At 73.9% G+C, this 23904-nt stretch carries 26 protein-coding genes; 7 read left to right on the top strand and 19 right to left on the bottom strand.

The genetic code is table 11. The annotated features are described in order from the left end of the window. Positions 1 to 130: 130 nt before the first annotated feature. The 6 genes from leuA to ACYVKY_RS06165 all read right to left on the bottom strand — a co-directional run bounded on the left by leuA (position 131) and on the right by ACYVKY_RS06165 (position 6569). Positions 131 to 1834 (bottom strand): 2-isopropylmalate synthase, encoded by a 1704-nt coding sequence (gene leuA / locus ACYVKY_RS06190; RefSeq protein WP_460434166.1) that lies wholly within the window; start codon positions 1832 to 1834, stop codon positions 131 to 133. 317 nt (positions 1835 to 2151) lie between these two features. Further along, complete coding sequence (locus ACYVKY_RS06185; protein ID WP_460434099.1) at positions 2152 to 2892, bottom strand: class I SAM-dependent DNA methyltransferase; 741 nt, start codon at positions 2890 to 2892, stop codon at positions 2152 to 2154. Between the two features lie 128 nt (positions 2893 to 3020). Continuing rightward, a complete protein-coding gene (locus ACYVKY_RS06180; protein WP_460434165.1) occupies positions 3021 to 4301 on the bottom strand; it encodes a M14 family zinc carboxypeptidase in 1281 nt (426 codons plus the stop codon). Between the two features lie 226 nt (positions 4302 to 4527). Beyond that, the gene (locus tag ACYVKY_RS06175; RefSeq protein ID WP_460434098.1) at positions 4528 to 4947 is read right to left on the bottom strand and encodes a pyridoxamine 5'-phosphate oxidase family protein; all 420 of its coding nucleotides are present in this window, start codon (positions 4945 to 4947) and stop codon (positions 4528 to 4530) included. Between the two features lie 50 nt (positions 4948 to 4997). Further along, complete coding sequence (locus tag ACYVKY_RS06170) at positions 4998 to 6029, bottom strand: aspartate-semialdehyde dehydrogenase (protein WP_460434097.1); 1032 nt, start codon at positions 6027 to 6029, stop codon at positions 4998 to 5000. A 69-nt stretch (positions 6030 to 6098) separates the two neighbouring features. Then, positions 6099 to 6569: a pyridoxamine 5'-phosphate oxidase family protein gene (locus ACYVKY_RS06165; RefSeq protein WP_460434096.1), complete on the bottom strand. Its 471-nt coding sequence runs from the start codon at positions 6567 to 6569 to the stop codon at positions 6099 to 6101. 107 nt (positions 6570 to 6676) lie between these two features. Here ACYVKY_RS06165 and ACYVKY_RS06160 point away from each other — a divergent pair, with 107 nt between their 5' ends. Beyond that, positions 6677 to 7555 carry a PhzF family phenazine biosynthesis protein gene (locus ACYVKY_RS06160; protein ID WP_460434095.1) on the top strand — a complete coding sequence of 293 codons (879 nt, stop codon included), beginning with the start codon at positions 6677 to 6679 and terminating at the stop codon, positions 7553 to 7555. After that, positions 7552 to 7974: a nucleoside deaminase gene (locus tag ACYVKY_RS06155; RefSeq protein WP_460434094.1), complete on the top strand. Its 423-nt coding sequence runs from the start codon at positions 7552 to 7554 to the stop codon at positions 7972 to 7974. Before ACYVKY_RS06160 ends, ACYVKY_RS06155 begins: the two co-directional genes overlap by 4 nt. Positions 7975 to 8231: 257 nt before the next feature. Here ACYVKY_RS06155 and era read toward each other — a convergent pair whose 3' ends face one another. The 5 genes from era to ACYVKY_RS06130 all read right to left on the bottom strand — a co-directional run bounded on the left by era (position 8232) and on the right by ACYVKY_RS06130 (position 12466). Beyond that, positions 8232 to 9170 (bottom strand): GTPase Era, encoded by a 939-nt coding sequence (gene era / locus ACYVKY_RS06150; RefSeq protein WP_460434093.1) that lies wholly within the window; start codon positions 9168 to 9170, stop codon positions 8232 to 8234. A 2-nt stretch (positions 9171 to 9172) separates the two neighbouring features. Then, entirely contained in the window at positions 9173 to 10468 is a 1296-nt protein-coding gene (locus ACYVKY_RS06145) for a hemolysin family protein (RefSeq protein ID WP_460434092.1), read from the bottom strand. 7 nt (positions 10469 to 10475) lie between these two features. Next, the gene (gene ybeY, locus ACYVKY_RS06140) at positions 10476 to 10934 is read right to left on the bottom strand and encodes an rRNA maturation RNAse YbeY (protein WP_460434091.1); all 459 of its coding nucleotides are present in this window, start codon (positions 10932 to 10934) and stop codon (positions 10476 to 10478) included. Further along, positions 10931 to 12019: a PhoH family protein gene (locus ACYVKY_RS06135; protein ID WP_460434090.1), complete on the bottom strand. Its 1089-nt coding sequence runs from the start codon at positions 12017 to 12019 to the stop codon at positions 10931 to 10933. Before ACYVKY_RS06135 ends, ybeY begins: the two co-directional genes overlap by 4 nt. Positions 12020 to 12124: 105 nt before the next feature. Next, positions 12125 to 12466 carry a histidine triad nucleotide-binding protein gene (locus ACYVKY_RS06130; RefSeq protein WP_460434089.1) on the bottom strand — a complete coding sequence of 114 codons (342 nt, stop codon included), beginning with the start codon at positions 12464 to 12466 and terminating at the stop codon, positions 12125 to 12127. 125 nt (positions 12467 to 12591) lie between these two features. Between ACYVKY_RS06130 and ACYVKY_RS06125 the strand changes: the two genes are divergently transcribed. Next, positions 12592 to 13131, top strand: coding sequence for a SigE family RNA polymerase sigma factor (locus ACYVKY_RS06125; RefSeq protein WP_460434088.1), 540 nt, complete (start codon positions 12592 to 12594; stop codon positions 13129 to 13131). Continuing rightward, positions 13128 to 14213 (top strand): Gmad2 immunoglobulin-like domain-containing protein, encoded by a 1086-nt coding sequence (locus ACYVKY_RS06120; protein ID WP_460434087.1) that lies wholly within the window; start codon positions 13128 to 13130, stop codon positions 14211 to 14213. Before ACYVKY_RS06125 ends, ACYVKY_RS06120 begins: the two co-directional genes overlap by 4 nt. A gap of 19 nt (positions 14214 to 14232) precedes the next feature. On the opposite strand, the gene dnaJ is transcribed toward ACYVKY_RS06120, so the two are convergent. Then, complete coding sequence (gene dnaJ / locus ACYVKY_RS06115; protein ID WP_460434086.1) at positions 14233 to 15348, bottom strand: molecular chaperone DnaJ; 1116 nt, start codon at positions 15346 to 15348, stop codon at positions 14233 to 14235. Positions 15349 to 15357: 9 nt separating this feature from the next. Next, positions 15358 to 16377: an HrcA family transcriptional regulator gene (gene hrcA, locus ACYVKY_RS06110; RefSeq protein ID WP_460434085.1), complete on the bottom strand. Its 1020-nt coding sequence runs from the start codon at positions 16375 to 16377 to the stop codon at positions 15358 to 15360. A 92-nt stretch (positions 16378 to 16469) separates the two neighbouring features. On the opposite strand from hrcA, the gene ACYVKY_RS06105 reads away from it, so the two are divergent. Both ACYVKY_RS06105 and ACYVKY_RS06100 read left to right on the top strand, forming a co-directional pair. After that, positions 16470 to 17333: a DUF3097 domain-containing protein gene (locus ACYVKY_RS06105; RefSeq protein ID WP_460434084.1), complete on the top strand. Its 864-nt coding sequence runs from the start codon at positions 16470 to 16472 to the stop codon at positions 17331 to 17333. A 74-nt stretch (positions 17334 to 17407) separates the two neighbouring features. Beyond that, positions 17408 to 17980, top strand: coding sequence for a DUF4870 domain-containing protein (locus tag ACYVKY_RS06100; RefSeq protein ID WP_460434083.1), 573 nt, complete (start codon positions 17408 to 17410; stop codon positions 17978 to 17980). Between the two features lie 2 nt (positions 17981 to 17982). Here ACYVKY_RS06100 and hemW read toward each other — a convergent pair whose 3' ends face one another. Continuing rightward, entirely contained in the window at positions 17983 to 19239 is a 1257-nt protein-coding gene (gene hemW, locus ACYVKY_RS06095; RefSeq protein WP_460434082.1) for a radical SAM family heme chaperone HemW, read from the bottom strand. Positions 19240 to 19288: 49 nt separating this feature from the next. Between hemW and ACYVKY_RS06090 the strand changes: the two genes are divergently transcribed. Continuing rightward, entirely contained in the window at positions 19289 to 19861 is a 573-nt protein-coding gene (locus ACYVKY_RS06090) for an NYN domain-containing protein (protein WP_460434081.1), read from the top strand. Between the two features lie 108 nt (positions 19862 to 19969). On the opposite strand, the gene ACYVKY_RS06085 is transcribed toward ACYVKY_RS06090, so the two are convergent. From ACYVKY_RS06085 to ACYVKY_RS06065, 5 genes are all read right to left on the bottom strand, one after another. Beyond that, positions 19970 to 20641, bottom strand: a complete 672-nt coding sequence (locus tag ACYVKY_RS06085) for an MOSC domain-containing protein (RefSeq protein ID WP_460434080.1) — start codon at positions 20639 to 20641, stop codon at positions 19970 to 19972. Next, on the bottom strand, positions 20638 to 22551 hold the full coding sequence (locus ACYVKY_RS06080) for an AMP-dependent synthetase/ligase (protein WP_460434079.1): 1914 nt from the start codon (positions 22549 to 22551) through the stop codon (positions 20638 to 20640). Before ACYVKY_RS06080 ends, ACYVKY_RS06085 begins: the two co-directional genes overlap by 4 nt. A 93-nt stretch (positions 22552 to 22644) precedes the next feature. Further along, positions 22645 to 23007, bottom strand: coding sequence for a cation:proton antiporter (mnhG, locus tag ACYVKY_RS06075; protein ID WP_460434078.1), 363 nt, complete (start codon positions 23005 to 23007; stop codon positions 22645 to 22647). After that, a complete protein-coding gene (locus ACYVKY_RS06070; RefSeq protein WP_460434077.1) occupies positions 23004 to 23291 on the bottom strand; it encodes a monovalent cation/H+ antiporter complex subunit F in 288 nt (95 codons plus the stop codon). The genes mnhG and ACYVKY_RS06070 overlap by 4 nt, the downstream gene beginning before the upstream one ends. Continuing rightward, positions 23288 to 23896, bottom strand: coding sequence for a Na+/H+ antiporter subunit E (locus ACYVKY_RS06065; RefSeq protein WP_460434076.1), 609 nt, complete (start codon positions 23894 to 23896; stop codon positions 23288 to 23290). Before ACYVKY_RS06065 ends, ACYVKY_RS06070 begins: the two co-directional genes overlap by 4 nt. Positions 23897 to 23904 lie beyond the last annotated feature (8 nt).

The following is a 23904-nucleotide window of genomic DNA, read 5'->3' as shown; positions in this document are numbered from 1 at the left end:
ACGCGTCACGCACCGTGGCATCGACGGCACCCGACCCCCGTGGTGCGTCCGACCGGGTGAGCGGATCCCGGACGATCCTGCGCAGGGTGGCAGGAACCGCCCGGGCGCCGCACCCGCCCCGGTGGCCCCCTCACCTGCTGCTGCGGTTCACCGCCGAGACGACCGCCTTGAGCGAGGCGGTGACGATGTTGTGGTCGATGCCGACGCCCCACAGCACCCGGTCGCCGATCTCGCACTCGACGAACGACGCGGCGCGCGCGTCGCCGCCCGCGCCCAGGGCGTGCTCGGCGTAGTCGAGCACCCGCACCCGCACCCCGAGCGAGTCGAGGACGTCGACGAACGCCGCGATCGGGCCGTTGCCGATGCCCTGCAGCGTGCGCTCCACCCCCCGGTCGACCAGGTCGACCTCGAGCCGGTCGGCGCCGTCGACCTGGCTCGTCGAGCGGGTGCCGCGCAGCGACAGCCGGCCCCAGCCGCCCTGGGGGTCGGTCGACGGCAGGTACTCGTCGGCGAAGACCTTCCACAGCTCCTCGGACGACACCTCGCCGCCCTGGTCGTCGGAGCGGTGCTGCACGACCCCGCTGAACTCGATCTGCAGCCGGCGCGGCAGGTCGAGCTGGTGCTCGGTCTTCATCAGGTACGCGACGCCGCCCTTGCCGGACTGGCTGTTGACCCGGATGACCGCCTCGTAGCTGCGGCCGACGTCCTTGGGGTCGATCGGCAGGTACGGCACCTGCCAGGTGAACTCGTCGACCGGCACACCGGCCTCGGCGGCGTCGGCCTCCAGGTGCACGAAGCCCTTGTTGATGGCGTCCTGGTGCGAGCCCGAGAACGCGGTGAAGACCAGGTCGCCGCCGTACGGGTGCCGCTCGGGCACCGGCAGCTGGTTGCAGTACTCGACGGTGCGGCGCACCTCGTCGATGTCGGAGAAGTCGATCTGCGGGTCGATGCCCTGGCTCAGCAGGTTCAGCCCCAGCGTCACCAGGCAGACGTTGCCGGTGCGCTCTCCGTTGCCGAACAGGCAGCCCTCGATGCGGTCGGCACCGGCCAGGTAGCCCAGCTCGGCCGCCGCGACGCCCGTGCCCCGGTCGTTGTGCGGGTGCAGGCTCAGCACCATCGAGTCGCGCCGGGGCAGGTTGCGGTGCATCCACTCGATCGAGTCGGCGTAGACGTTCGGCGTCGCCATCTCGACCGTGGCCGGCAGGTTCACGATCAGCGGCCGGTCGGGCGTGGGGTCGATGACGTCGGCGACCTTGCCGCACACCTCGGCGGCGAACTCGAGCTCGGTGCCGGTGTAGCTCTCCGGCGAGTACTGCCAGTGGATCTCGGTCTGCGGCGTGTGGATCTCGGCGTACTTCATCGCGAACCGCGCACCCGACGTGGCGATGTCGGCGATGCCGTCGCGGTCCATGCCGAACACCACGCGGCGCTGCAGCACCGACGTGGAGTTGTAGAAGTGCAGGATCGCCTGCTTGGCGCCGACCAGTGACTCGAAGGTGCGGTCGATCAGGTGCTCGCGGCACTGGGTCAGCACCTGGATGCGCACGTCGTCGGGGATCAGGTCGCCCTCGATCAGCTGCCGGACGAAGTCGAAGTCGGTCTGGCTCGCGGCCGGGAAGCCGACCTCGATCTCCTTGTAGCCCATCTCGACGAGCAGCTGGAAGAACGCCAGCTTGCGCGAGGCGTTCATCGGGTCGATCAGCGCCTGGTTGCCATCGCGCAGGTCGACCGCGCACCAGCGCGGCGCCTGCTCGATCCGCTTCGCGGGCCAGGTGCGGTCGGGCAGGTCGACGGCGATCTGCTCGTGGAACGGCAGGTACCGGTGCGCGGGCATCGACGACGGACGCTGCGGGGCGCCGGTCCAGTAGGTGCTGCCGCGCTGCGCCTCGATCGGCGCCGGCACCGGGTCGCCGGTGGTGCGGGCGACGGCCTGCTTGGTGCTGGGGGTGACGGGGGTGGTGCTCACGATGGGCCTTCCTGGCTCGTCAGGGGCGACCGGGCAGGTGAGCACTCCGCGACGAGGGGACCGGTCGGTCAGCGACCCTCGCCGCGGCAGCCGAGGAGGAGGCGTCCGCGCACAGCAGCAGCCTAACCACGTCCCCGGCCGCGGTCCACGGGCGGTGCCGCCGTCCCGGATGCCGGACTGTGTGGTCAGCCCGCGGGACGGCGCGCGACGAACACCCACTCGAGGCCGGGGCGGTCCGGGGCGTCGCGGATCTCGACGAGCTCGAACCCCGTTGCGGCGAGGGAGGTCTCGACCTGCTCGCGGGTGGGGAACCGCAGCGTCGACGACGAGGCCAGCTCGGTGCCGTCCGGCAGCACGTTCATCGCGTCGAACGTGACGAGCAGGCCGTCCGGGGTCTCCTCGGTGCGGACGACCTCGTGCCAGGTGCGCACCGGACCCACGCCGGCGACGTCGGTGACGTCGTCGCTCGCCTCACGGGTCCAGCCCTCCCACGCGCGCCGCCCGACGACGCGGGTCTCGAACGCCAGGTGCCCGCCCGGACGCAGCGCGTCGTGGGCGGCGGCGAGCACCTCGCGCCAGGCGTCGTCGGTGGTGAAGACCTGGGCGACGTTGGCCGTCATCGTCACCAGGTCGACCTGCAGCGGCAGCGCGGCCCGGGCCTCCCCCACCACCCAGGTCACACCGTCGGCACCGGGCTTGCGCCGGGCGACGTCGACGGAGGCGCCGGCCGGGTCGACGCCGGTGACGGCCAGCCCCAGCTCGGCAAGCAGGATCGCGAAGACGCCCGTGCCGCAACCGATGTCGAGCACCGACCGGGCGCCCAGCTCGTCCGCGAGCGCGGCGTACGCGTCGAGGTCGCTGCGGTCGGGGTCGAGCGGGTCGTAGAGCGCCGCGAGGCGCGGGTCGTCGAAGGTCGCGTCGGGCACGTCACCGACGCTAGCCACGCGGATGCGGTCGCGTCGCGCGCGTTGCCAGGAGGAGGCGGCCCAGCAGCCGCGAGCGGCGCGCCGCAGGCCGGGCCTGAGGCGCGCCGCCCGTCGGACGGGGGTGGAGGTCAGCCGGCGCGCTGCTCGCGCAGCACCTGGGCGTCCTCGTCCTCACCGGCGCCGATGTTCGGCCCGCGCAGCGGGATGGCGTCGTACTCGGTCGGGTCGAGGTCGGCGACCCGCCCGGACGCGATCGAGCTGAGCATGCCGTCGAGGCCGATGTAGACCGACCTGGTGAGCACCGCCCGGTACTGCTGGCCGAGCGTCTGGGTCTGGCCGCGCACCTCGAACAGCACCGCGCCGGAACCGTTCAGCGCGAACGCCCCGAGGCCGGTGCCGGGCAGGTCGATGTCCTGCGGGTACAGCGTGACGTTGCCGAAGATCGGGCGCTGCGACGCCTTGGCCTGCAGCGCCTGGTTCACCGCGACGTTGAGCTGCTTGCTGTACTCGAGGTCGTAGCGGTCGGCGTACTCCGCGTACTCGGGCTTGGTGGCCGGGTCGGCCACGAACTTGCCCGAGATCGACAGCGTCACGAACTCGTCCGGGTCGTCGGGCATGACGTAGCAGGCGCCCTGGTGGTGCAGGTCGACGTAGGTGTCGACCTCCCCGAACTCCGCGGTCAGGCCCTGGTACACGTCGCGCACGAGCGAGGCCTCCGGCGTGATGTACCAGCCGTAGTCGGCCGAGGTGCCCGGGAAGTCCTCCGCCTGCGGCACGTACCCGAGGTCGGGGTGGTAGTCGCGGTTGGTGTCGAACCCGGGTGCGGCGGCGTAGTCGTCGCCGGTGCGCGGGGTGTCGTAGTAGTTCCACGCCGGCTCGGCGCCCCGCAGCTGCGGGTGCCGGGCCTGCACCTCGGCCCAGGTCTGGTCGTTGCCGCGGCGGTCGAGCTCGGCACCGTCCGGGTTCATCTTCGGGATGGCGACGATCGTGAGCTCGTCGCGCCACTGCTGCGCCTTGCGCGAGTCGGACGTGCCGACCCAGTCGAGCAGGTCGAGGATCGCGTCGGTGCCGGTCTTCTCGTTGCCGTGGATCTCCGAGGTGATGAGCACCGCCTTGGGGCCGGTGCCGACGCGGGCCGTCCAGATCTCGCGGCCGCGGTTGCTGCGCCCGGCCTGCTCGACGTCGACGACGCCGTCGGACACGCGCTCGATGCGCTGCAGCTCGGCCCCGAGCTCGGCGTGGTCGGTGAACTCGGTGATCGGCAGCTCGCGCGGGGTCTCGCTGCACGTGGGGGCGGCGGCCAGGAAGGCGCTGTCACCGGCCTGCGGCCGGTCGAGCGCGGTGGACGAGGCGGGCAGGTCGGCCGGCGCCGGGGCGGTGGCGCCGACGGCGCTGCCCCCGACCAGCAGGGACGCGGTGAGGGCGGACCCGACGGCGAGGACGAGCGCGGGGCGTCGTCGGGACGAGGGCAGGGTGGGACGCAACTGCGGTTCCTCCGAGTCGTGAGGGGGACCCCCGCTGGGCGCGGAGGTCGGTGCAGCTGCCGGCGCCCTGGGAGGCACCGCCCGGTGAACAATTCCTATCAGGCTGGGAGCAAACCGGACAAGAGTGCGCAACCGACGATCTGGGACGACCTCAGACGGTGAGGTCGGCCGAGCGCCAGTGGGTGGGGCGCAGGGTCAGCACCACCTCGGCGCCGATGTTCGCCCCCGCGAACTCGAGGTACCCCTCGACGGCCTCCGGCGGCAGGTAGCGCTCGGCCATGGCGCGGCCGTCGTCCGGCGTCGCCGGGCGCTCGTCGAGGAGGTCGCACGCGACCGAGACGTACCGCGTGCGCGGCTGCACCTCGTCGACCACGAGCGTGCAGGTGCGGGCGGCGCGCAGGGCGCGCGCCTTGAGCGACTCGCGCTCGGTGATGACCCACACGTCGCCGCCGGGCTCGTAGGCGTACCAGATCGGGACGGCCAGCGGCGGCCTGCCCGCCTCCTCGACGGCGATCACCGCCACCAACGGCTCGGCGAGCAGGGCGTGCGCGTCGTCGCGTTCGAGTGCCATGTCCCGGACGCTACGGGTGGGGTGCGACAGCGTGCAGGTCGAGCGGGCGATCAGGCGCGGCGGCGGACGAGCTCCTCGGCCACCTGCACGGCGTTCAGCGCCGCCCCCTTGCGCAGGTTGTCGTTGGAGACGAACAGCACCAGGCCGCGACCCTCGGGCGCGGACCGGTCGGCGCGGATGCGGCCGACGAACGACGGGTCGGCGCCCGCCGCCTTGAGCGGCGTGGGCACCTCGTCGAGCTCCACGCCCGGGGCGTCCTGCAGCAGCTTCGTGGCGTCCTCGGGCGAGATCGGCTCGGCGAACTCGGCGTGGATCGCGAGGCTGTGGCCGGTGAACACCGGGACGCGGACGCAGGTGCCGGCGACGAGCAGGTCGGGCGCGTGCAGGATCTTGCGCGACTCGTTGCGCAGCTTCTGCTCCTCGTCGGTCTCGCCGCTGCCGTCGTCGACGACCGAGCCGGCGAGCGGCAGGACGTTGAAGGCGATCGGCTCCGCGTACACCTGCGGCGCGCCGAGGTCGACGGCCGAGCCGTGGTGCACCAGGGCCGGCCCCTCGGCCGCTCCCGCCTTGGCCTGCCGGTCGAGCTCGTCGACACCGGCGCCGCCGGTGCCCGAGACGGCCTGGTAGGTGGCGACCACGAGGCGGGTGAGGGTGGCGCGGTCGTGCAGCGGCTTCAGCACCGGCATCGCGGCCATCGTGGTGCAGTTCGGGTTCGCCACGATGCCCTTGGGCAGGTCGTCGAGGTCGGCCGCGTTCACCTCGGACACCACGAGCGGGACCTTGGGGTCCATCCGCCAGGCGCTGGAGTTGTCGACCACGACGGCGCCGGCCGCCGCGACCTTGGGCGCGAGCTCGAGCGAGGCCTTCTTGCCGTTGCTGAACAGCGCCAGCTCGAGCCCGCTGAAGTCGGCGGTCGCGGAGTCCTCGACCACGACGTCGGTGCCCTTCCACGGCAGCGTCGTGCCGGCCGACCTGGCGCTGGCGAAGAACCTGATCTCGGTGACCGGGAAGTCCCGCTCCTCGAGCAGACGGCGCATGACCGTCCCGACCTGACCGGTGGCTCCGAACACTCCGACGCGCATGCCCCGATCCTACGTCCGTCCCAGCAGGTGGGCGGTCGCGTCCGGTCCGCGGACGGTCGCGCCCTGCCCTCAGTGCACCTCGACCCGGCCGTCCCGGTCGTCCAGCACGAAGACCCGCGTGGCGCGGGCGCGGTAGAGCCGGAACGGCGCCGTCCCGGTGACCCGGTCCTCGTCCCAGGCGCCGAGGCCGTGCTCGCGCCCGCGGGCGGCGACGACCTCGAGCGCGGCCGCGCGGTCGGGCTCCGGGACCTCCTCGGCCGCGGCCTCGGCGTACAGCGCGGCGGCCTCGCCGAAGGCGGCCGTCGAGTCGAAGACCGTGAGCCCGACCGACGGACGGGCGACGAGGTGGCGCGAGTGCCGCGCGCCCGGGCGCGAGAGCCAGAAGAACGTCCGCCCGTCGCCGGTGGCGAACCACAGCGGCGTCGCCCACGGACGCCCGTCGGCGTCGGCCGTGGCCAGCGTCAGGTACCGGTTGGTGGCCAGCACCCGGCGCGCCTCGTCCTGCACCTCGGTCGTCGTCGCGCCCTGCCGCGCCGCCATCGTCGCCTCCGGGGCCGTCGTGCTCCGTCGTGGTCCGAGGGTGGACGCGCGCCGACCGCCCGACTCATCGGTGCCGTGCGGGCCGGCCGACCGCTAGCGTCGCGGTCGTGGACGTGCGCTTCGTGTGGGTCGACGTGTTCGCCGACCTGCCGCTCACCGGCAACCCGCTCCCCCTCGTGCCGTCGGCCGACGGCCTGACGACCGAGCAGATGGCCGCCGTGGCCCGCGAGCTGAACCAGTCCGAGACGACGTTCCTGGTCGCGCCCAGCGCCGACGGCGCGGACGTGCGGCTGCGGTCGTTCACCCCCGGCGGCGTCGAGGTGCTGGGCGCCGGGCACAACGCGATGGGCGCGTGGATCTGGTTGGCCACCGCCGGCGGCCTCGACCCGGAGCGCAGCGACTTCCATCAGCAGATCGGCGACGACGTGCTGCCGGTGACCGTCACCCGGCCGGACGGCGCACCCGCGCTGGTCACGATGCGCCAGTCCGCGCCGCGGTTCCTCGGTCGGGCCGACGACCGTCCTGCCCTGGCGGCCTCGCTCGGCCTCGACGTCGACGACCTGGCACCGGCCGACGCGGAGGTGGTCTGGACCGGCGCCGAGCACCTGCTGGTGGAGGTGCGCACGCGCCGCGACGTCGACGCGGCCGTGCCCGACACGCCCCGGCTGCTCGCGGTGCTGGCGGCGGCCGGCGCCGAGGGCTGCTACGTCTTCAGCACCGAGCCCGGCGACGACGGCGCGCACGCCTACGCCCGGTTCTTCAACCCCACCGTGGGCATCGCCGAGGACCCCGCGACCGGCACCGCCGCCGGGCCGCTGGCGGCGCTGCTCGTCCGCGACGGGCGTGCGCCGGCCGACGGCGCCGTGCAGGTGCTGCAGGGCGTGGCGAGCGGGCGGGCGAGCACGCTGCGGGTGCGGGTCGCCGGCGACGTCGTCGAGCTGTCCGGGAGCGGCGTGCTCGTGGCCGAGGGGACGCTGTTCCTGTGAGCCTCGACGACACCTCGTCCGCCCTGCTGCGGCGTGCGATCGCACTGGCCGTGCAGGCCAGCTCGAGCGGGAACCCGCCGTTCGGGTCGCTGCTCGTCGACGCCGCCGGCACGGTGCTCGCCGAGGACACCAACACGACCGTCACCGACGCGGACGTCAGCGCGCACCCCGAGCTCAAGCTGGCCCGGTGGGCGGCACGGCACCTGGCGCCCGAGCAGGTCGCCGAGGTGACGATGTACACCAGCTGCGAGCCCTGCGCGATGTGCTCGTGGGCGATGGAGCGCGTCGGCCTGACCCGCGTGGTCTTCTCGCTGTCGTCGGCCGACCTCGCCGCAGCGCGCCCGTCCCCGCCCGGGACGGTGCTGCACCGCGACGGCCCCCACCTCGTCGACGAGGGCAGCGCCGCCGTCCGCCACTGACCGCCCGCCGCCGTCCGTTTCGCTAGTTCAGTGTCGGAAGTGACACCGGAGTGGCATCAAGACAGGCGTGACACGCCAGCTTGCCTCGTCCAGTGGTCCGCAGGGGTGAGCGGTGACGTGCCTGGGCCGCCCTCTCTACCGTGGGCTGCACGTCGCCGGTGTCGCCCTGCACTGAGCGAGGCGTCCTGGCACGGCACACGTGTTGCGACGCCACTCCGGTGTCACTTCCGACACTGAACTAGCGAAACGGGCACGGGTCAGAAGCCCAGGCGCCGCAGCTGCTTCGGGTCGCGCTGCCAGTCCTTGGCCACCTTGACGTGCAGGTCGAGGAACACCGGGACGCCGAGCAGCCGCGAGATGCCCTGCCGCGCGGTGGTTCCCACCTCGCGCAGGCGCGTGCCGCCCTTGCCGATCACGATGCCCTTCTGCGAGTCGCGCTCCACGAACAGGTTGACGCGCACGTCGAGCATGCCGTCGTCGCGGCCCTCGCGCGGCACCATCTCCTCGACCACGACGGCGAGCGAGTGCGGCAGCTCGTCGCCGAGCCCCTCGAGCGCGGCCTCGCGGACGAGCTCGCCCGCCATCACGAGCTCGGGCTCGTCGGTGAGCTCGCCCTCGGGGTAGAGCGGCGGGCCCTGCGGCAGCAGGCCGAGCAGCACGTCGACCAGCACGTCGACCTGGTGACCGGCCGTCGCCGAGACCGGCACGATGTCGTCCCACCCGCCGGAGGCCTCGCCGAGCTGCTGCACGGCGAGCAGGTGCTCGGCGGTGCGGACGCGGTCGACCAGGTCGGTCTTGGTGACGGCGGCGACCACCTTGGGCCCGCGCCGGCGTCCGCCCGGGCCCTCGCGCAGCGCGGCGAGCTGCGAGGCCACGAACCGGTCCCCGGGCCCGACCTTCTGGTCGGCGGGCAGGCAGAACACCACCAGGTCGACCTCGGCCAGGGTCTCGGCGACGAGCGCGTTCAGCCGCTCCCCGAGCAGCGTGCGCGGGCGGTGCAGCCCGGGGGTGTCGACGAGCACCAGCTGCGCGTCGGGACGGTGCACGATCCCGCGGATGGTGTGCCGCGTCGTCTGCGGCCGGCTCGAGGTGATCGCGACCTTGTCGCCCACCAGCGCGTTGGTCAGCGTCGACTTGCCGGCGTTCGGGCGTCCGACCAGCGCGGCGAACCCGCTGCGGAACGTGCTGTCGGACATGGTCAGTCGCCTCCCGGCGCGTCGTCGTGCAGGGTCTCGGGCGCCTCGCGGTGGGCGAGCACCGAGGTGATGCGGTTGCGGCGGCCCTCGGTGCGCTCGGCCGTGAGCACGACCCCGTGCACGGTCGTGGTGGCGCCGGGGATCGGCACCCGGCCGATCGCCTTGGCGAGCAGCCCGCCGACGGAGTCGACCTCGTCCTCGTCGATCTCGACGTCGAACAGCTCGGCGAGGTCGTCGATGGGCAGCCGCGCGCTGAGCCGGTAGGTGCCCTCCTCGAGCGCCTCGACCTGCGGCGGGTCGCGGTCGTACTCGTCGGCGATCTCGCCGACGATCTCCTCCACGAGGTCCTCGATCGTCACCAGCCCGGCGATGCCGCCGTACTCGTCGACGACGAGCGCGACGTGCGCGGCGTCGCCCTGCATCTCGCGCAGCAGCGAGTCGACGGTCTTGCTCTCGGGCACGAACACGGCCGGACGCATGGCGCGCTCGACCGCCATCTCGTCGTTCTCGGGGTGGCCGGAGTGCAGGCGGCGCGCGACGTCCTTGAGGTAGAGCACCCCCAGCGGGTCGTCGGTGCTCTCGCCGATCACGGGGATGCGCGAGAACCCGGAGCGCAGGAACAGGTGCATGGCGTCCTCGAGCCCCGTGGCCTGCTCCACGGTGACCATGTCGGTGCGGGGCACCATCACCTCGCGGACGATGGTGTCGCCCAGCTCGAAGACGGAGTGGATCATCCGCCGCTCCTCGGCCTCGATCGCGTCCGACTCGCTGGCCAGGTCGACAAGGTCGCGCAGCTCGTCCTCGGACGCGAACGGCCCGTGCCGGAAGCCGCGGCCGGGCGTGACGACGTTGCCGACCACGACGAGCAGGCGGGCGACCGGACCGAGCAGCCGCACCCCGGCCCGCAGCGTGGGCGCGACCGCGAGCGCGACCTGCTCGGGCTGCTGCCGGGCGATCGTGCGCGGCGAGACGCCGACGACGACGTAGGAGGCGGCGGCCATCACGGCGGTGGCCACGAGCAGCACCGCCCACCACCGCTGCACGAACGCGTCGACGGCGAGCGCGACGCACACGGCGGCGGCCGCCTCGCAGGTGACGCGCAGGAAGATCGCGACGTTCAACGACGACGCGCCGCCCTCGACCAGGACGGCGAGCGGCGCGGAACCGCGGCGGCCTTCGCCGACCAGCCGGGCGGCGTCCGAGCGCCCGACCCGCGCCAGCGCGGTCTCGGCGGCCGCGAACACGCCGGCGAGCACGACCAGGACGATCGCGAGGGTGACGAACAGGCCTGCGGGCACGGCGGTCTCAGCCGGCGCGGGTGCCGAGGAAGGTGAGCAGGAGCCGTCGCTGCAGCTCGAACATCTCCTTCTCCTCCTCGGGCTCGGCGTGGTCGTAGCCGAGCAGGTGCAGGATGCCGTGGGTGGTGAGCAGGAGGATCTCCTCCTCGGTGGCGTGCCCGGCGGCCTTGGCCTGCGTGGCCGCCACCTGCGGGCAGACCACCACGTCGCCGAGCAGCCCGGGGTCGCTCGGCGCCCCCTCGCGGCCCGGACGCAGCTCGTCCATCGGGAAGGACAGCACGTCGGTGGGCCCCTCCTCGTCCATCCACCGCACGTGCAGGTCGCTCATCGCGTCGGTGTCGACCAGCCGCACGAACAGCTCGGCCTGCGGGTGCACGTGCATGGCGTCGAGCACGTGCCGCGCCAGCGCGGCGATCTCGAGCTCGTCGACCGCGACGCCGGACTCGTTGTCGACCTCGATGCTCATCGGCGCTGCGGCCGGCCGCGCACCGGTCGGGCCGGGGCCTCGTCGCGCGAGCGCTGGGCGTCCCAGCGCCCGTACGCCTCGACGATGTCGCTCACCAGCCGGTGGCGCACGACGTCGGTGCTGGTGAGGTTGGCGAAGTACACGTCCTCGACGTCGTCGAGGATCTCGCGCACCACCCGCAGGCCGGACTGCGTGCCGCCGGGCAGGTCGACCTGCGTGACGTCGCCGGTGACGACCATCTTCGAGCCGAACCCGAGCCGGGTCAGGAACATCTTCATCTGCTCGGGCGAGGTGTTCTGCGCCTCGTCGAGGATGATGAACGCGTCGTTGAGCGAGCGGCCGCGCATGTACGCGAGCGGCGCCACCTCGATCGTCCCGGACGCCATCAGGCGCGGGATCGAGTCGGGGTCGACCATGTCGTGCAGCGCGTCGTACAGCGGCCGCAGGTAGGGGTCGATCTTCTCGGTCAGCGTGCCGGGCAGGAAGCCCAGCCGCTCGCCCGCCTCGACCGCCGGCCGGGTCAGGATGATGCGGTTGACCTGCTTGGCCTGCAGCGCCTGCACGGCCTTGGCCATCGCGAGGTAGGTCTTGCCGGTACCCGCGGGGCCGATGCCGAACACGATGGTGTGGGTGTCGATGGCGTCGACGTACCGCTTCTGGTTCAACGTCTTCGGCCGGATCGTGCGGCCGCGGTGCGACAGCACGTTCAGGGTGAGGACGTCGGCCGGGCGCTCGGCGGACGACGCGCGCAGCATGCCGATCGAGCGCTCGACGGCGTCGGGGCTGAGGTGCTGGCCGCTGCCGAGCACGGCGACGAGCTCGTCGACCAGGCGCTCGACGAGGGCGACGTCGCCGACCGGCCCGTCGAGGGTGATCTCGTTGCCGCGGACCAGCACGTCGACCCGCGGGAAGGCGCGCTCGACCACCCGGAGCAGCTCGTCGCGGCTGCCGAGGAGGGAGACCATCGGGACGCTGGACGGCACGGCGACCGTGTGGCGCGAGCTGCGCGCGGCCGCGGGGGCGGCCTGGCCGGTGACGTCGTCCGCCGCGCCGTCGCGCGGTGCCGAGGTGGTGTCGTCAGTCATGGGCCGGCTGGGTGCCGCTCGCTCCTCGCTCGTGACCACCGGCGTCGCGGTGGCTGCCGCGGCCGCGACGGGCGTCGGGGCCGGGCTCCAGTCTACCGAGGGGTGTCAGCCCGGCGGCCAGCCCAATCCGCGGCCGCCCAGCACGTGGCCGTGCACGTGGAACACCGTCTGCCCCGCCTGGGCCCCGGTGTTGAAGACCAGGCGCCACCCGCCCGGCGACTCCGCCTCCCCGACCTCGGCGGCCACGCGCCCCAGGTCGGCGAGCAGCTCGCCGTCCTCGCGGGCCAGCGCCCCGACGTCGGCGTGGTGGGCGAGCGGGATCACCAGGACGTGCGTCGGCGCCTTCGGGTCGACGTCGCGGAAGGCCAGCACGCGCTCGGTGCGGCGGACGACGTCGGCCGGGACCTCGCCCGCGACGATGCGGCAGAACAGGCACTCCTCGCTCATGCCCCGACCCTAGGACCAGTGCGGACGGCCGCGCCTGCGCGGCGCCCGTCCCGGCGTGCGGGACGCTGGGCGCGCTGCGGTGTCAACCTCCCGGCCCCGCCGCGCGTGGGAGAGGGGTGAGGACGGTGGCGAGGAGCAGGGACGCGGACGAGCGCCGCGACGCCCTCCCCCACGACCCGGACGAGGCGCTGCGGGTGCTCTACGCCACCCACTGGGGGCCGATGGTGCGGCTCGCGGCGCTGCTGCTCGGCTCGACCTCGGCCGCCGAGGAGGTCGTCCAGGACGCGTTCGTGGCGACCCACCGGCACCTGCCGGGCCTGCGCGACCCGCAGCGGGCGGGCGGCTACCTGCGCACCAGCGTCGTGAACGGCGCCCGGTCGTGGCACCGGCACCGGCAGGTCGAGGAGAGGCACCGCGAGCCGGCACCACCCGCGCCGGCTGGACCCGACGACCTGGCCGCGCGCTCGGCCGACGACGCCCGGGTGATGGCAGCGCTGCGGCGCCTCCCCCGGCGGCAGCAGGAGGTGCTCGTGCTCCGGTACCACGCCGACGCCAGCGAGGCCGAGATCGCCGAGCTGTGCGGCATCAGCCGCGGCGCGGTGAAGACCCACGCCCACCGCGGGCTCGCCGCCCTGCGGGTGGCGCTGACGGAGGTGCAGCCGTGAACGACGTGCCCGGGCCGCGGACGCCCGTCGACGACGACGACCACGAGGTCGCCGCGCTGCTGCGCGCGACCCTGACCAGGGAGGCCGACATGGTGGAACCCGGCGACGGCTACGACGCGATCCGCGAGCGGGTCGCGGACGACCGGCACCCGCGCGCACGACGGGGCGGCGTGGTGTGGCTCGCCGCCGCGGCCCCCGTCGTCGTGGTCGCCTGCGTGGTCGGCGTGGTGGCGCTGGGCGGCGGCGACGACCCGCCCCCCGCCGCCGCGACGACGACCGCCACGACCGGCACCTCGCCCGCGCCGTCGGCGACGACCAGCGCGCCGTCGGCCACCACCACGTCGGCACCGCCGGCGCCGGAGCTGACGGGCGTCCCGGTGTACTGGCTCGGCGACAGCACGGCGAGCGTCTGGCTCTACCGCGAGTTCCGCACCCTCCCCGACGAGGGGGGCACCGTCCGCACGGCCGTGCTGGCGGCGATGAGCGAGCGTCCGCTCGACCCCGACTACCGCACACCCTGGTCCGCGCCGTCGCGCCTGGAGGTCACGACCGACGAGAACATCCTGATCGACGTCTCGGCGGACGCCTTCGCCGGCGGCGGCGTCGGCACGCGCGAGGCCGAGCTGGCGATCCAGCAGCTCGTCTGGACGGCCACGGCCGCCGCCCAGTCGAACGCGCCCGTGACGATCCTCGTCGACGGGGCGCCGTACGACGCGTGGGGCGCGGTGGCGCTGGGCGGGGCGATGACGCGGGCGCCGCAGCAGGACGTGCAGGCACCGGTGTGGGTCGAGTCGCCCACCGAGGGCCAGCAGGTCGCCCCCGGCGTCGTCACGGTCACCGGGGTGTCGACGTCGTTCGAGGCGACCCTGAGCTGGGAGCTCACCACCGACGACGCCGAGGTCGTCGGCACCGGCTTCACGATGGGCGGCTCGACCGAGTACGCCCCGTACGAGATCACCACGCCCGAGCTCGCGCCCGGCACCTACACGATCGCGGTGTGGGCGCCGGACGAGTCCGGTGGCGAGTCGCCGGAGGGGCCGCGGATGTTCGAGCAGACCCGCACCTTCACCGTCGGCGGCTGAGCCCTGCCTCCGGGGGTGCTCAGCGGCCGGCGAACCGGTCCTTCAGCTTGCCGAACACGCCGCCGCCGTGGGTGCTGGCGAGCCGCCCGGACGGACGCGTCTCGCCGCGCAGGGAGGCCAGCTCGCGCAGCAGCTCCTCCTGCCGCTCGTCGAGCTTCGTGGGCGTCGTGACGTCGACGTGCACGTGCAGGTCGCCGCGCGAGCCGCTGCGCAGGCCGGTGACGCCGTAGCTGGGCAGCCGGTGCACGGTGCCCGACTGGGTGCCGGGCGCGAGGTCGACCTTCTCCGGCCCGTCGAGCGTCTCGATCTCGAGCGTGGTGCCGAGCGCGGCCGCCGTCATCGGGACCGAGACGGTGCAGTGCAGGTCGTCGCCCTCGCGGTGGAACAGCTCGTGCCGCATCTCGCGGATCTCGACGTACAGGTCGCCGGCCGGGCCGCCGCCGGGGCCGACCTCGCCCTGGCCCGCGAGCTGGATGCGGGTGCCCGTGCCGACGCCCGGCGGCACCTTGATCGTCAGGGTGCGGCGGGTGCGGACGCGGCCGTCGCCGGAGCACTCCAGGCACGGCGAGGGGATGACGGTGCCGTAGCCGCCGCAGGTGGGGCACGGCGTGGTCGTCATGACCTGGCCGAGGAACGACCGCGCGACGCGCTGCACCTGCCCGCGCCCGCCGCAGGTGGTGCAGGCCGACGGGTGGGTGCCGGGCTGGCAGCACGAGCCCTGGCAGACGCCGCACACGACCGCGGTGTCGACGCTGATCTCGCGCTCGGAGCCGAACACGGCCTCGCGCAGGTCGATGTCGAGCCGGATCTGCGCCGGCTGGCCGGGACGGCTGCGCGGCACCGGGCCGCGCGACTGCCCCTGGTTGAAGAAGGTCTCGAAGATGTCGCTGAAACCGAAGCCCGGGCCGAAGCCGCCGCCCGAGCCGTTCGGGTCGCCGCCGATGTCGTAGGTCTGCCGCTTCTCGGGGTTCGACAGCACGTCGTAGGCGCGCGAGACGTCCTTGAACTGCTCGGCCGCCTCCGGACCCGGGTTCACGTCCGGGTGCAGCTTGCGGGCGAGCCGGCGGTACGCCTTCTTGATCTCCTCCTGGGTGGCGTCGCGGGAGACGCCGAGGACCTCGTAGTGGTCGCTCACGGTCGAGGATCAGCCTCCGATGATGCGGGACACGTAGCGGGCGACGGCGCGCACGGCGGCCATCGTGGTCGGGTAGTCCATCCGGGTCGGACCGAGAACGCCCAGGCGTGCCACCTGTGTTCCGCTGCCGTACCCGCTGGAGACCAGGGACGTCTCGATCAGCCCCTGGTGGTGGATCTCGTGGCCGATGCGCACCGAGACCCCGCTCGCGGGGTCGTCGGCCATCTCGCCGAGCAGGCGCAGCAGCACCACCTGCTCCTCGATCGCCTCGAGAACGGGGCCGATCGACTGGCTGAAGTCCAGCGGCGAGCGCGCCAGGTGCGCGGTGCCGGCCAGCACGACGCGGTCCTCGCGCTGGGACGACAGCGCGTCCATCAGCGCGGTGACGACCGAGGCCACCAGGTCGCGGTCCTCGGGACGGAACGCCTCGGCGGTGGTCGGCAGCAGCACCGCGACCTCGGCGAGCGGCCTGCCGGCCAGGCCGGCGTTGAGCCGGGCGCGCAGCTCGCCGACCAGCTCGTCGGTGACCTGCGGGTCGACCTCGACCGTGCGCTGCTCGACCCGGCCGGAGTCGGTGATGAGCACGACCAGCAGGCGCCCGGGCGCCAGCGGGACGAGCTCGACGTGCCGGACGCTGGCGCGGCTCAGCGAGGGGTACTGCACGACCGCGACCTGGCGGGTCAGCGTCGACAGCGCCCGCACCGTGCGGTCGAGCACGTCGTCGAGGTCGACGGCGTCGGTGAGCAGGGTGCTGATCGCCCGCTTCTCGGCCTGCGACAGCGGCTTCACCTGCGAGAGCCGGTCGACGAACAGCCGGTAGCCGGCGTCGGTGGGCACGCGCCCGGCGCTGGTGTGCGGCTGGGCGATGAGCCCCTCCTCCTCCAGCGCGGCCATGTCGTTGCGGATCGTCGCCGACGAGACGCCCAGGGCGTGGCGCTCGACCAGCGCCTTGGACCCCACCGGCTCGCGGGTCTCGACGTAGTCCTCGACGATCGCCCGCAGCACGGACAGCTTGCGTTCCTCGCTCATGCGGCCTCCGTCCTGGACGTGTGGCACCCGGCGTCTGGCACTCGGGGTGTCGGAGTGCCAAGTCTACGACCTCCGCCGGTAGCGTGCGGGAGGTGAGCCCCGACGACCGCTACGGCAGCGACGTGCTCGCCCAGCCCTTCCGGCGCGAGGCCGCACCGCAGCACGAGGCCGCGCGCGGCCTGGTGGTCGAGGACGCCGAGACGGGCTGGTGCGGCGCCGTGGTGCAGGTCGAGCGCAGCGGCGGGATGCACGTCGTGGCGCTCGAGGACCGGCACGGGCGCCGGCGCACCTTCCCGCTCGGCGCCGGCTTCCTGCTCGAGGGCAGCCCGGTCGTGCTGGTCGCCCCCACCGGCCCGGCGGCCCCGGCCCGTCCGACCCGCACCGCCAGCGGCTCGGTCGCCGTGCACGGGCAGCGCGCCCGGGTGGCGCGCGGGTCGCGGATCTGGGTCGAGGGACGCCACGACGCCGAGCTGGTCGAGCAGGTGTGGGGCGACGACCTGCGGGTCGAGGGCGTCGTCGTCGAGCCCCTCGACGGCGTCGACGACCTCGGTGCGGTGCTGCGCGACTTCGCGCCCTCGCCGGGGCGGCGGGTCGGTGTGCTGGTCGACCACCTCGTCGCGGGCTCGAAGGAGACGCGCATCGTGCAGCAGGCGCTGGCCGACACGCCCGGGCGGGCCCACGTCCTGGTCGTGGGCCACCCGTTCGTCGACGTCTGGCAGGCGGTGCGGCCCGAGCGGCTCGGCCTCGAGCGCTGGCCGGTGGTGCCGCGCGGGACCGACTGGAAGAAGGGCACTCTGGACGCCCTCGGCTGGCCGCACGCCGACCAGGCCGACGTGGCGCGCGGGTGGAAGCGCATCCTCGGCACCGTCCGCACGTACGCAGACCTCGACCCGGCGCTCCTGTCCCGTGTGGAGGAGCTGATCGACTTCGTCACCGCCCCCGCGACCGAGCAGTAGCCTGTGCGCCAGCCCCGGGGGGAACCGGGACGCCACGGCGCACGCCGACCCAGCAGCACCCGACCGGAGGAACCATGACCGACCAGCCCCCGCAGCAGCCCCAGTTCGACAAGCCGCAGCAGCCCGCCGGCCCGCCCCCGGGCGCCCAGGGCGCTCCCCCGGCCTACGGCCAGCCGCAGGGCGGCGCCCCGGGCTACGGCCAGCAGCCGCAGCAGGCCTACGGCCAGCAGCCGCCGCAGCAGGGGTACGGCCAGCAGCCGCAGCAGGGCTACGGGCAGCAGCCCGGCTACGCGCCCGGCCCCGGCGCCGGCGGCCCGATGAGCCCGTCCGACGAGCGCACCTGGGCGATGCTCGCGCACATCGGGACGATCCTGCTCGGCTGGATCGCGCCGCTGGTCACGTACCTGATGTACAAGGACCGCAGCCAGTTCGTGAAGACGCAGTCGGCCGAGTCGCTGAACTTCCAGATCACGCTGATCATCGCCTACGTCGTGACGTGGATCCTCGCGCTCATCACCTTCGGCTTCGGCTCGATCCTGGTGCTCGCCGTCTACGTCGTGCACCTGGTGTTCGCGATCATGGCGGGCATCGCGGCCAACCGCGGCGAGAACTACCGGTACCCGTTCAACATCCGCATGATCGGCTGACCTCACCAGCCCAGCAGACGACGGACCACCAGGTCCGCGAGCAACCGGCCGCGCCGGGTCAGCACCAGCCGACCCGGCGCGGCCGAGCCGTCTGCGCACCCGTCCGGGGCGAGCAGGCCCTCCGCGCGCAGCGACGGCACCTCGCCGGCGCGGGCCGCCGGCAGCAGCGCCCGGACGAGCCCCTCGCGCAGGCGCGAGCCGAGCAGCACGGCCTCGACCTCGCGGGCCTCGGCGTCGAGCACCTCGCGCGCGGCCGCGGGCGAGCGCCCCGCGGCGAGGCGGCCCGCGTAGGCCGCCGGGTGCTTGACGTTCCACCACCGCACTCCCCCGACGTGGCTGTGCGCCCCGGGGCCGACGCCCCACCAGTCGTCCCCGCGCCAGTAGCCGAGGTTGTGCCGGCAGCGGGCGTCGTCCCGACGCGCCCAGTTGCTCACCTCGTACCAGGACAGGCCGCCCGCGGAGAGCGCGTCGTCGGCCAGCTCGTAGCGGGTCGCGAGCACGTCGGGGTCCGGTGCGGCGACGCGGCCGCGGCGCACCGCGGCGGCCAGGGCGGTGCCGTCCTCGACGACCAGGGCGTAGGCCGAGACGTGGTCCGGGGCCAGCGCCGTCGCCACGGCCAGGCTGCGCGCCCAGTCGTCGTCGGTCTCCCCCGGTGTGCCGTAGATGAGGTCGACGCTGACCTGCAGGCCGGCCTCGCGGGCCCACGCCACCACCTGCGGCACCCGCTCGGGGTCGTGGGTGCGGTCCAGCGTCCGCAGCACCGACGGCACCACCGACTGCACGCCGAACGAGACCCGGGTGAAGCCACCCGCGGCGAGCTCGGCGAGCGAGTCCGGCGTCACGGAGTCGGGGTTCGCCTCGGTGGTCACCTCGGCACCGGCGTCCAGCCCGAGCTCGGCGCGGGTCACGTCGAGCAGCCCCACCAGGTCGGACGAGGGCAGCAGCGTCGGCGTCCCGCCCCCGACGAAGACCGTGGCGACCGGGCGGGCGGGCAGCCCGGCCCGCTCGAGCACCTGCGCGGCCAGCCGCACCTCGTCGGCGGCGGTGGCCGCGAACCCGGCGGCCGAGGCACCCGGCAGCTCGGGCGGGCCGAGCTCGAGGGCGGTGTAGGTGTTGAAGTCGCAGTAGCCGCAGCGCGTGGCGCAGAACGGCACGTGCAGGTACAGCCCGAGCGCGCGGTCGGCGGCGCCCTCGGCCGCGGACGCCGGGAGGGCGCCGTCGTCCGGGACGGGTTCGCCGTCGGGCAGGGCGGAGGGCACGTCCCATCGTCTCCCACCGGTCCGGACGGGCCCCACTAGGGTGACGCGCATGAGCGAGCAGCCCGGCGGGCGGCACACGTACCTGCTGATCGACGGCGAGAACATCGACGCGACGCTGGGTGCGAGCGTGCTGCAGCGGCGCCCGAACCCGGACGAGCGGCCGCGCTGGGAGCGCGTCGCCCAGTTCGCCGAGACCCGCTACGGCCAGCCGGTGAAGGGCCTGTTCTTCCTGGCGGCCCACTCCGAGACGCTGCCGATGTCGTTCGTGCAGGCGCTGCTCGCGATGAGCTACACGCCGATCCCGCTGTCCGGCTCGCCCGGGCAGAAGGTGGTCGACATCGGCATCCAGCGCACGCTCGAGGCGCTGGCCGACCGCGACGGCGACATCCTGCTCGCCAGCCACGACGGCGACTTCCTGCCGCAGGTGCAGGCGCTGCTCGGCACCGAGCGCCGGGTCGGCGTGCTCGCCTTCCGCGAGTTCATGAACGCCGGCTTCGCCGGGCTGACGTCCGAGGGCCTCGACGTGTTCGACCTCGAGCGCGACGTCGCCGCCTTCAACACGCCGCTGCCGCGCGTCCGGATCATCCCGATCGACGAGTTCGACCCGCTGCGCTACCTCTGACCTCGTCCGCTCACCACGTTCAGTTGGTGAGCGGCCACTCCACGTGGCGTGCACGCCACGTGGAGTGGCAGGCCGCCAACCGAACGTGGTGAACGGACAGACGCGAGGTCAGGCGCGGGTCAGGGCGCGGTCGACGTAGGCCCGCAGCGCCGGGGCGAGCTCGACGCCGCCCGCCTCGTCGGCCTCGACCAGGGTGCGCGCGTCGGCCGGCGTGGGGTCGGTGAACCAGCGCGCCACGCTCACCCCGTGACCGGGACGGTGCACGACGTCGACGGCGTCACCGGCCGCCAGCCGCCCGGGCCGCACCACCCGCAGGTAGGCGCCGGGCAGCCCGCCCTCGGTGAACCGCCGCACCCAGCGCTCCTGCCCGAGCCAGCGCCCGAACGTCTGGCACGGGATGCGCGGCATCGTCACCTCGAGCAGCGGGCCGGTGCCCTCGGCACCGACCTGCCAGCGCTCGCCGACCTCGGCACCGTCGACGTCGAGCCCCGCGGTGCGCAGGTTCTCGCCGAACCGCCCCGGCGGGACGTCCTCGCCGAGGTCGCCGGCCCAGCGGTCGGCGGACTCCTGCGCGTACGCGTACACCGCCTTGTCCGGGCCGCCGTGGTGCTCGCGGTCGGCGATGACGTCGCCGTACAGCCCGAGCCGGCGCACCGCGACCGGCTCGTCGAGCGGACGCTTGTCGATCGCCGTCACCCCGACCACGCCCGGGTCGAGGTGCAGGCTGTGCACCCGGCAGACGGCCAGCAGCCGCCCGGTCACCCGCTGCGTCCCGGTCACTCCTTGTAGAACGAGTCGAGTAGGGCGCGGTTCTTGTCCTCGACGACGCGGCGCTTGACCTTCATCGACGGCGTCAGGTCGCCGGACTCGACGGTCAGGTCGGCCTTGAGGATCTCGAAGCGCTTGATCGTCTCCCAGCGCCCGAGCCGGGCGTTCACCTGGTCGACGTACTCCTGCACCATCTCGCGCGCTACCGGCGAGCCGACGATCTGCTCGTAGCTCCTGCCCTCGCCGAGCTCGGGCACCTGCGCCGCCCAGGCCTGCGCGGCCTCGGGGTCGAGGGTGATGAGGGCCGAGACGAACTTGCGGCCCTCGCCGTGCACGACGATGTTGCTGACGTAGGGGCAGGTCGCCTTGAACATCGACTCGATCGTCTGCGGCGCGACGAACTTGCCGCCCGAGGTCTTGATCAGGTCCTTCTTGCGGTCGGTGATGCGCAGCAGGCCGTCACCGGTGAACTCGCCGATGTCGCCGGTGCGGAACCAGCCGTCGGCGGTGAAGCACTCGGCGGTGTCCTCGGGCAGGTTGTGGTAGCCGTCCATGACGCCGGGGCCCTTGAGCAGCACCTCGCCGTCGGTGTCGAGCTTGACCGCGGTGCCGGCGAACGGCGGGCCGACGGTGCCGAACTGCAGCGTGCTCGGCCGGTTGATGAACGTGCCGGCCGAGGTCTCGGTGAGGCCGTAGCCCTCGAGCACCGTGATGCCCGCGGCGTGGAACCACTCGCCGATGTCCTTGGACAGCGCGGCCGAGCCGGAGATGAAGTAGCGGATGCGGCCGCCGAAGCGCTCGCGCAGCTTGGCGTAGACGAGCTTGTCGGCGAACTTGTACTCGGTGGCGAGCAGGCCGCTCGGCTCCTTGCCCTGCAGGCGCAGCCGCGAGACCTTGCGGCCGGTGGCCATCGCGCGGTTGAAGATCGCCTTCTTCGCGCCGCCCTCGGCGTGCGCGCCGGCCGTCACCTTCGCGAACACCTTCTCGAAGATGCGCGGGGCACCGGCCATGAAGGTCGGCTTGATGATCGCGAGGTTCTCGACCAGGGCGGTCACGTCGCCGTCGACGGCGCTGGCGAACCCGATGCGCAGCTGGACGGTGAGCAGCACCTTGCCGAACGAGTGCGACAGCGGCAGCCACAGGTACTGCAGGTCGTCCTCGCGGAGCACGTCGGTGGCCTCGATCGCCAGGCCCTCGTAGACCCAGTTCGCGTGCGTCAGCCGCACGCCCTTCGGGCGTCCGGTGGTGCCCGAGGTGTACATGAGCGTCGCGAGGTGGTCGCCGGTGGTGGCGGCGACCCGGTCGGTGACCATCGACGGGTTGGCGGCCATCGCCTGGCGGCCCTGGCGACGCAGCGTGTCGAGGGTGATGACGCGCTCGTCGGTGCCCGCGGCGATCAGGCTGCCGGACTGGATGAGCACGACGTGGGTCAGGTCGGGCAGGTCGTCCCAGCAGGCGTTGATCTTGGCCAGCTGCGAGGTGTCCTCGGCGATGACGACCTTGGACTGGGAGTCGCCGAGGATGTGGTGGACGTCCTCGGTGCTGGTCGTCGGGTACACCGTGGTGGTGGCCGCACCGGCGCAGAGCACGCCGAGGTCGGACAGGATCCACTCCAGCCGGGTGTTCGACGCGATCGCGACGCGGTCCTCGGGCTGGACGCCGAGCGAGATGAGCCCGGCCGCGATCTCGGTGACCGCCGCGGAGGTCTGGGTCCAGGTGAAGGACTCCCACTCCTTCTTGACGTTGCGGCGGCGGAACGCCTCGGACGACCCGCTGCGCTGGACGCGCTCCAGGAACATCGCGGCCAGCGACGCGGGTGCGTCGGCCAGCGCCTGGCGCAGCGCCTCCGCCTCGTGGGCCGGCGCCGTGCAGCGCGGGTCACCCACGGGGGCGGCGGGGGCGGGGCTCTCGGCCGTGGTCATCGGGGGCGACCTCCTCGTCGGCCTCGGCCGTCCGCCGAGGTCGGACAAGCCTAGGGGGGCGAGCACCCGCAGCGGGGAGGTTCCTGCGAACTCCTACGGGGCGCCGCGGTGCTCGTCGTCGCCCGCGAGGTGCTCGGACAGGTCGTCCGACACCAGCAGGTCGGTGCGCACCTGGCCCGCGCGGTACGACGCCCGTCCGAGCATGTGGCCCGACACCGGGGCGGTCACCATCTGCGCCACGACGGTGAGCAGCAGCAGCAGGCTCGCCGACAGGTCGCGCAGCACGCACGCGAGCCCGAGGGCGACGAGCATCAGCCCCAGCACCTGCGGCTTGGACGCGGAGTGCATGCGCGTGAGCAGGTCGGGGAAGCGCAGCAGGCCCACGGCCGCCACCAGCGACAGCAGCGCGCCGAGCAGGATGAGCGCGCCTCCCACCAGGTCGAGGACGGCGTTCACAGGGCCTCGCCCTCCTCGTCCTCGACGTCGTCGCTGCCCGGGGTGAACCGGGCGATGGCGACCGACCCGACGAACCCGAGGAGGGTCGCGACGAGCACCAGCGGCAGGTTCTCGGCGGTGCGGCGCAGTGCCGCGTCGACCGCGACGGCGCAGATCGCCACGGCGATGAGCACGTCGAAGGACAGGGCGCGGTCGAGCATCGTCGGCCCCAGCGTCATCCGGGCGAGCACCAGGAACGCGGCGACCGCGAGCACCGCGGCGGCGGTGCCGACCAGGACGGTCACGGGGTCCTCCCGTCCGAGGCCTCGGCGGCGGAGGCGGCGTCCGCGGCGGCGTCGCGCGGGTGCTCGCGGGTGCGGACCGCGCGCAGCAGCCGCCGCTCCTGCCTGAGCACCCGCTCGCGCACCGCGACCACGGCCTCCTCGTCGGGGGCGTCGATGGCGTGCAGGTACAGCGTGTGGCTCGCCCGGTGCGCCTCGACCACGACGGTGCCGGGCACCAGCGACACCATCTCGGCGACGGCCGTCAGGACGATGTCGGACTCGCTGGTCAGCCGCACCCCGACCAGCGCGTTGCGCAGCGGTCGCGGGGGCGCCAGCGTGATGCGGGCGACCTGCACGCTCGCGACGAGCACGTCGAGCAGGAACCTCGACACGAGCACGACGAGGCCGACCGGGCGGATGCGCACGCCCAGGCGCAGCGGCGGCAGCGGCAGCACCACGCACACCCCGACGGCCACGACCAGCCCGCCCACCAGCGACAGCGGGGTGTAGGTGCCCCACAGCACCCAGCTCACCGCGGTCAGCCACGCGACCATCGGCAGCTGCACCGCCTGGTAGCGGCGGGGCTTCACCTGACCGCGGCGGGTCACGCGGGTGTACGGGCTCACGGGACCCA

The organism is Angustibacter speluncae, from assembly GCF_054777815.1.
The sequence above is the reverse complement of the archived record's forward strand: the minus strand, read 5'-3'. Positions and strand labels throughout refer to the sequence as shown.